Source organism: Bacillus sp. 522_BSPC, from assembly GCF_001076885.1.
Lineage (GTDB): Bacteria > Bacillota > Bacilli > Bacillales > Cytobacillaceae > Niallia > Niallia hominis.
This window is the reverse complement of sequence record NZ_JVDT01000034.1, coordinates 22,122-28,620: the sequence shown is the minus strand read 5'-3', so window position 1 is coordinate 28,620 and position 6,499 is coordinate 22,122. Positions and strand designations below refer to the sequence as shown.

Annotated in this window: 9 protein-coding genes; 4 read left to right on the top strand and 5 right to left on the bottom strand. The window is 34.0% G+C overall.

The genetic code is table 11. The annotated features are described in order from the left end of the window. Positions 1-214 precede the first annotated feature (214 nt). The 3 genes from ADJ83_RS02960 to ADJ83_RS02950 all read left to right on the top strand — a co-directional run bounded on the left by ADJ83_RS02960 (position 215) and on the right by ADJ83_RS02950 (position 1,715). Positions 215-487 carry an acylphosphatase gene (locus ADJ83_RS02960; RefSeq protein ID WP_048716789.1) on the top strand — a complete coding sequence of 91 codons (273 nt, stop codon included), beginning with the start codon at positions 215-217 and terminating at the stop codon, positions 485-487. A gap of 138 nt (positions 488-625) precedes the next feature. Continuing rightward, positions 626-1,003 (top strand): large conductance mechanosensitive channel protein MscL, encoded by a 378-nt coding sequence (gene mscL / locus ADJ83_RS02955; protein ID WP_031537402.1) that lies wholly within the window; start codon positions 626-628, stop codon positions 1,001-1,003. A 73-nt stretch (positions 1,004-1,076) separates the two neighbouring features. Continuing rightward, positions 1,077-1,715 carry a Bax inhibitor-1/YccA family protein gene (locus ADJ83_RS02950; protein WP_048716785.1) on the top strand — a complete coding sequence of 213 codons (639 nt, stop codon included), beginning with the start codon at positions 1,077-1,079 and terminating at the stop codon, positions 1,713-1,715. Positions 1,716-1,787: 72 nt separating this feature from the next. On the opposite strand, the gene ADJ83_RS02945 is transcribed toward ADJ83_RS02950, so the two are convergent. The 3 genes from ADJ83_RS02945 to ADJ83_RS02935 form a co-directional block, all read right to left on the bottom strand. Further along, entirely contained in the window at positions 1,788-2,072 is a 285-nt protein-coding gene (locus ADJ83_RS02945; protein ID WP_031537399.1) for a hypothetical protein, read from the bottom strand. 280 nt (positions 2,073-2,352) lie between these two features. Then, on the bottom strand, positions 2,353-2,859 hold the full coding sequence (locus ADJ83_RS02940; RefSeq protein ID WP_048716781.1) for an acyl-CoA thioesterase: 507 nt from the start codon (positions 2,857-2,859) through the stop codon (positions 2,353-2,355). Between the two features lie 106 nt (positions 2,860-2,965). Next, positions 2,966-3,898, bottom strand: coding sequence for a magnesium transporter CorA family protein (locus ADJ83_RS02935; protein WP_031537397.1), 933 nt, complete (start codon positions 3,896-3,898; stop codon positions 2,966-2,968). Between the two features lie 126 nt (positions 3,899-4,024). Here ADJ83_RS02935 and ADJ83_RS02930 point away from each other — a divergent pair, with 126 nt between their 5' ends. Next, positions 4,025-4,285, top strand: coding sequence for a hypothetical protein (locus ADJ83_RS02930; protein ID WP_031537394.1), 261 nt, complete (start codon positions 4,025-4,027; stop codon positions 4,283-4,285). Between the two features lie 188 nt (positions 4,286-4,473). Here ADJ83_RS02930 and ADJ83_RS02925 read toward each other — a convergent pair whose 3' ends face one another. Beyond that, entirely contained in the window at positions 4,474-5,034 is a 561-nt protein-coding gene (locus ADJ83_RS02925; RefSeq protein ID WP_048716776.1) for an RNA polymerase sigma factor, read from the bottom strand. Positions 5,035-5,122: 88 nt separating this feature from the next. Beyond that, on the bottom strand, positions 5,123-6,448 hold the full coding sequence (locus tag ADJ83_RS02920; RefSeq protein WP_048716773.1) for an oligosaccharide flippase family protein: 1,326 nt from the start codon (positions 6,446-6,448) through the stop codon (positions 5,123-5,125). Positions 6,449-6,499: the final 51 nt, after the last annotated feature.

Sequence of the window (6,499 nt, the reverse complement as noted above, 5' to 3'; positions counted from 1 at the left end):
AAAAAGGATATTTATTCTCCCACAAACATTTTACTCATACTTTTTCCAATTACTTTCCTCTTATCCTCCAAGACCATTCATACACAACATATGGACTATTTTTCTACAAGTTCCATTTCACTTCTATTGACCCACCTTGCGCCAATCTAAATAAATATGAGATGATTAATAAAAATCATTTCACATAAGAAGGTATCCCATAAGGAGGTAAAAAATGAAGCAATTTCATCTTATTGTTAGCGGAAGGGTGCAAGGAGTTGGTTTTCGTTATTTCGTCCAAACATTAGCTTTAGAAAACCATGTAACTGGATGGGTTCGAAATAAAGCAGATGGTACTGTGGAATGTATCGCCATTGCTCCGCTCGATACACTCCATGCTTTCGTGGAAAAAATAAAAAAAGGAAATCGTTTCATTAAAGTACAGCATATAGCGATAACGGAAAGTGAGCCGAAAGAACCATTTTCGAATTTCAAAGTAATCTATTAATCAAATAGGCTTCTCCTTATCCCTCTTCTCCCTATTTTATCAGTAGCAGAAGCTTGAAATTAAACATTTTTCATGTAAGAATAATTATATTTTAATAACCAATAATGGAAACAAAAGTGATATTTTCAGGAGGATAATATGTGGAAAGAATTTAGAGCATTTGCAATAAAAGGAAACGTAATTGATTTAGCCGTTGGGGTAGTGATTGGCACAGCATTCAGCAAAATTGTCAGTTCTTTAGTGGAGGATTTAATTATGCCTCTCTTTGCTCATTTTATTGTCGGAGTAAATTTTTCTTCATGGACTTATGCTGGTATTCATTATGGGAATTTCATACAAAGAATTGTTGATTTTTTCATTATTTCTTTCTCGATTTTTCTCGTAGTTCGGTTAATAAGTAAATTTAAGAAAAAAGAAGAAGTCAAAGATGAAGCTGTAACAGTAGATACAAAAGAAGAATTATTAAAGGAAATTCGCGATTTATTAAAAGCAGAAGCTGTTCGTGAAAAAGAATAATAAAGTGAAACTTTTTAGAGGTTGTTTTCGTAGTAATCTATAAATCATAACTCAATACGGGAGTGAAGAAAAAATGTATGCATATAGTCCAAGCAATGAATATATGCCCTCTGTTTTAAGAACTTTTGCCCTTTCACTAGGAATAGCTTTTATCGGCACGATGATTGGTAATTTCGTACCAACCTACTTATTCTTGCCTTTATCTATTTTAGAAGTTGTTCTTTTATTAATTGCCATTTTTGCGAGAAAAGGAAAATCATTATCCTATGGTTTTTTATTTATCTTTACGTTTATTTCAGGAATTACTACCTTTCCAATCGTATCTTATTATGTATCAACTGTCGGGGGAAATGTGGTTATTAATGCATTAGGAACCACAACTGTTGTATTTGCTGGTGTCGCTATTTACGCGACAAAAGCGAAGCGAGACTTCTCTTTCTTAAGAGGAATGTTACTGGCTTCCTTAATCGCTTTAATTACTATCGGGATTTTTAATATCTTTTGGCCATTAGCAACAGGCGGTATGCTTGCATATTCCTTCATCGGTGTGCTTGTATTCAGCGGCTATGTGCTATATGATTTTAATCGAATGAAGCATTATGGCGTTACAGCAGATCAAGTTCCTTTAATGGCGCTTAATTTGTATCTTGATTTTCTAAATTTATTTATAAGTATCCTACGTATATTCGGCATACTGTCCAGTAGAGATTAAAAAGGTTTGAGTAAAGAGGTCCAAAACCTCCTTGCTCAAACCTTTTTTGCTAAAAAAACGACATTTATCCCTTTAAAAATAATCTTCCAAACGACTTTTGATTTGTCGAATCATTTCCTCTGGATTGTCTTTTACAACAAAAGAGAAAACACCTCTATTTGTGTGCAAGTAAAGGATTTTATAGCGATTTGGAGATGGTTTAAATGAAATGTCATGTATCGCATTTAACGGAAATGTATGCTCTTCACTTGTAACTCTATCACTCCATAAAATGAGCGTTTTTTCTTCTTCTTCGATTTGAATATGTAAGTCAATCTTCCTTGTGATCACAAAATAGGAAAGGGAAAATATTTTCATTTTTACCTCCTAGCATCTATCCCTTGATAGTAATGAGGATACTACATGGGCAAGGAAAAACGGAAATCTATCCCCCCTGCAAAATCAGACAATGATATTAGACAAGATATCGGAAATTCCCCATCATTTCCTGGAAAATAATTTGATATTTCGACAGCATCTAATATCGTTTTTTTACCATTCGAGGAATCTTATTCATTTAACGATTTTCCCTTCGACAACTTCTTCCCCTATTGTTTAGAGATTGTTCCATATAAAGAAAATGGGATTTCTCGATTGATCATTCTAAACTTCTATATTTTTTTGCAAGCTCTTCTGTTTCTTTCTTCCGTTTCTTTCTTGCCTCTGCTCGTTCTTTCGCAGACTCATATAAACTATTTTCTTCTTCCGTTTGCGGTATTACTTTAGGAACTTTTGTTGGTTTTCCATGTTCATCAATAGCAACCATTGTTAGAAAACTGAGTGCACATAAATGCCGTTCACCGGAAATTAAATCTTCCGCAGTTACTTTAACAAAAACCTCCATCGATGAAGATCCTGTATAGGTCACAAAAGCTTCTAAGCAAACAGCATTCCCTTCATGAATCGGATACAAAAAATCGACAGAATCAGTCGAAGCCGTCACAATTCCCCTTCTTGCATGTCGCATCGCTGAAATGGCAGCTGTATCGTCAATATATGCCATTAGCTTACCGCCAAATAAAGTACCATAAGTATTCGTGTCAGTTGGAAAAACAATGCTTGTTTTTACCACAAGGGACTCACTACAAAATTTAGACTCTTCCATATATCCTCCTTGCATAACCTTTGGGAGTTTGAATTTCCATAACATATCTACCTTCATTATTATATGCTACTTTATAAGGGAGAGTCTAATTTTCTTTGGTAATCTATTATCGAAAAAACGAATTTTTCTTCCGCGCTTTTAGTAAATCACCCATCCAACCTCTTGATTTGAGAAAGAAATAAACTACGACAGTAGACCCAATAATAATTGCTAAAGAAAATAGATAGCCTAACTTCCATTCTAGCTCAGGCATTATTTTAAAGTTCATTCCCCATAGTGCACCCCATGCCATAATGGGAGTGCATAGTGTAGTAAACACTGTAAGAGTTTTCATAATTTCATTTCCTCGATGTTGCGATACAACTTCTTCAAAATCGACAAGATTATTTAATTCCTTCTGATATTCTTCTACCAAAATTAATCCTCTGTCAATTCTTTTACTAATGCGCGCATATTCTTTTCCCTTTGTAATTTTCTCTCCAAATGCCTCTTCCAATGAATATCTTATTTCTAAAAAGGGAATCATGACATTCTTCCAAATAAGAAGTTCATGTCTAGATTTATATACTTTATCTAATGTCTTTATACTATTTCTCTGTTTTACATCCCAAATCAATTCATCTAATTGCTGTTCATAGGAATCAATATGATACAAAATTTCTGTCATTATTTTTCCTAAAATAACCATAAACCCTTCAATCGGCGTTTGCGCTCTCTTTATTTCCTGGATAAAGTTACTTCTATCGATATGCAGGCTATTATCTTTGTAATCAAAGGTGATTAGCGCTTCATTGGATAAATAGAAATGAAAAATTTCATACTCTTCCTTCTTATCTACTTCCCGATGATATATAAGGGAGCCACTTAATGTTTCCTGATCTTCTACTGACGTATCAATGTGAAGATAGTTCGTTCGTTTATCTTTTATTTCACGAAACCACGTATTTATTAACGGTCCTTTTTCTAACGAAACTTCTCCAACATCCTCTTCTTCTAACAACTGATACCAATCCCAGTTTTCTAACCGGTATTTTTTCATATTTATCCCCCTTACTAGTTTTCTATTATTATTCCCTGATCATAGTTTATAAAACTCTCAATGGGGTAAATAAAGGAATAGTAGTAAAACAAGAAGGACCAGTAAAATAATAGGAGGGATTCTCTCATGTTTGGAAAAAATTCAATGCGTACCTTTGCATTATTAGGAGCAGGTGTAGGAAGTTTTTTTCTTTTCACAAATAAAGGAAGAGATATGTTTAATCGCTTAAAAAACAAATTCAATTCTACGCAAAAAGACGATTTACTTTCTAAAGCAGGAAATCCCGCTCCAGATGATATTGGTGACAATAATATGGTAAATGAAGGTGCCATGTATTCGGTAAATTACTATAATAAACAAAGAAATAATGAATTAGCAGAAACATAAGTCTATTATGACAAGATTTGAATTGCGACTATGTATGATGATGCCTACTATGAATGGATTCAAAGCTAATATGTTCTTAGCTAAACTTAGTGAGGCTATCGAGTATTCGAAAGGAAACATCAATGCACCATTATCCTGTGACGAATCAGTGAGCAGATCAACTTTCTCCCACTGATTCCATTTTCTTTTTACAAATAAGCAATGTTTTTATTCATGACCTTAGGCTTTAATTGATCCTTCGCTCGTTTCATTCTTGTTTTCACCGTGGATAACGGTGTTTTTGTATGATTACTAATTTCTACTAATGTTTGATTATGATAATAGAAAAGGAGTAATGGTTCTTTATACATATTAGGAAGTTCTCCTAATGTATCAATCATTTCCTCTTTATCACATTTGCATAGTAATGTTTCCTCTGGTTCCAAAGCAACAGACGTATCTCGTGCATATGTATAGACAGTCTCTTCCCAAAATTTCTTCGAGGATTTTTCCTTTCTCCAATAATCTCTACATTTATTTAAGGCAATTTTATATAGCCAACTTTTCACTTTCTGGACATCCTCAAAGTATCCAAATGATGTATAAGCAGAAATTAATACTTCCTGATACAAATCCTCTGCAAGTTCTTTATGTTTCACGAGTGATACTATATAAATATAAATTGATTTTCCATATTCTTTCACTACTTGTTCAAATAATTCTTCTTGATTTTCTTCCGCTAATTGCGTTTTATCTATTAGGGATTCCATTTTCTTTCATCTTCCCCTTCCCTTTTTACGATTCTACATAATAAACGTCTTACAACATTCGAATCCCTACACAATTTATCAAAATTTTTTAATGAAGTTTATTTACAGGTGTTAACCATATCGAAATCCCTATTTTTTTGCAGATCGTTAAATAATGTAATGAGGCTAAAATGACTGCCCCTAAATTCATGCCGATCGCAATTCCACTCATCTGAAGCTGACTTAAAGAACCTAAATAATAGATTGCTGCATAGGAGAAAGAAGTTGACCAAATACTATGAAAAACTGCATCCTTTAGCAGCCCTAACCCTATTAAGTATGCTTGCATTGGAATGGTAAAGTAATGCAGCAAAAAATACGGCCATAAAAGCTGAACAATTATTGCTGCCTGAGTGGAATGAAAAAAGGTCATTGTCAATGTATCCGCGTAAAAATAAAATATTCCAACAGCAATAGTACCGTAGATAGCGGTAATTATCATTACTTGTTGCAATAGTTTTTGCAGTTTGGAATAGTCTTTTTGGACATATGCTTTCGAAACGGTCGGTATCAGCATTGTCATAAAGCTATGGGAGATAAAGGCTGGGAAAAATCCAATCGTCATTGCTATCCCAGCAAGCATTCCATACTGCTCTGTTGCGTTCGCTGCTGTAATTCCTGAAGCCACTAATGCACCTTTAATTAAAAATGGCTGAATAGCATGGGTCAGTGCATGAAATATTCGAAGTCCCGTTGTCGGAATAGAGACAGATAATAAATCTTTCCAAATTACCTTTCCATTCATGGTTTCATTCTTCCCTTTTTTAATCCGCTGATACTGTACGAAAAACATATGCATTAAGTACAGTAAGACGACTGTATCACTTCCAACGATTGTAAAAAAGGCAATTAATACAGAGGTATTAAGGTCAAAGGAAAACCACTGAAATAAGAAGACCAATAATCCAAGCTGAATGATTTTTTTCAAAAAATTAGAAGCGGCAATTTTCCCCATCTGCTGTTTTCCCATAAAATAACCTCTTGCAATAGAGGTGAAGGAAATAATCGGCAGCAGGAGAATGACTAGCCACTTTAATAGTGGATGATAGGAATAAAAAATAGGGATAAAAGGTATGATGATAGATGCGATGATCGTTAGAAAAATAGTAAATATAATGGTCCACTTTAGCACTTGCTGAAGCATGGATAAATGATACTTTGAATCTTTCTCTGCTATAAATTTTGAAATAGATGTTGGCAACTCAAAGGTAGCTAGCAGGACGATGAGAAAAATAGTAGGCAACACTGTCATGAATAGGCCTAGTCCATGTTCTCCAAGTTCCCTGGCCATTATCATATTAATAATAAATTCAATACATTCGCCAAAAAAAGCTGTTACAATTAATAAGAAGGTCCCTTTGTAAAATGAACTCATGAATCTCTCCCTCAATCTATCTTCTACAAACGTAAATGTAAAAGACGTGTG

Bases quoted from the DNA above. Each gene is read 5' to 3' on its own strand.
- ADJ83_RS02960 (WP_048716789.1), top strand. From the start codon at position 215: ATGAAGCAATTTCATCTTATTGTTAGCGGAAGGGTGCAAGGAGTTGGT.
- mscL (WP_031537402.1), top strand. From the start codon at position 626: ATGTGGAAAGAATTTAGAGCATTTGCAATAAAAGGAAACGTAATTGAT.
- ADJ83_RS02950 (WP_048716785.1), top strand. From the start codon at position 1,077: ATGTATGCATATAGTCCAAGCAATGAATATATGCCCTCTGTTTTAAGA.
- ADJ83_RS02945 (WP_031537399.1), bottom strand. From the start codon at position 2,072: ATGAAAATATTTTCCCTTTCCTATTTTGTGATCACAAGGAAGATTGAC.
- ADJ83_RS02940 (WP_048716781.1), bottom strand. From the start codon at position 2,859: ATGGAAGAGTCTAAATTTTGTAGTGAGTCCCTTGTGGTAAAAACAAGC.
- ADJ83_RS02935 (WP_031537397.1), bottom strand. From the start codon at position 3,898: ATGAAAAAATACCGGTTAGAAAACTGGGATTGGTATCAGTTGTTAGAA.
- ADJ83_RS02930 (WP_031537394.1), top strand. From the start codon at position 4,025: ATGTTTGGAAAAAATTCAATGCGTACCTTTGCATTATTAGGAGCAGGT.
- ADJ83_RS02925 (WP_048716776.1), bottom strand. From the start codon at position 5,034: ATGGAATCCCTAATAGATAAAACGCAATTAGCGGAAGAAAATCAAGAA.
- ADJ83_RS02920 (WP_048716773.1), bottom strand. From the start codon at position 6,448: ATGAGTTCATTTTACAAAGGGACCTTCTTATTAATTGTAACAGCTTTT.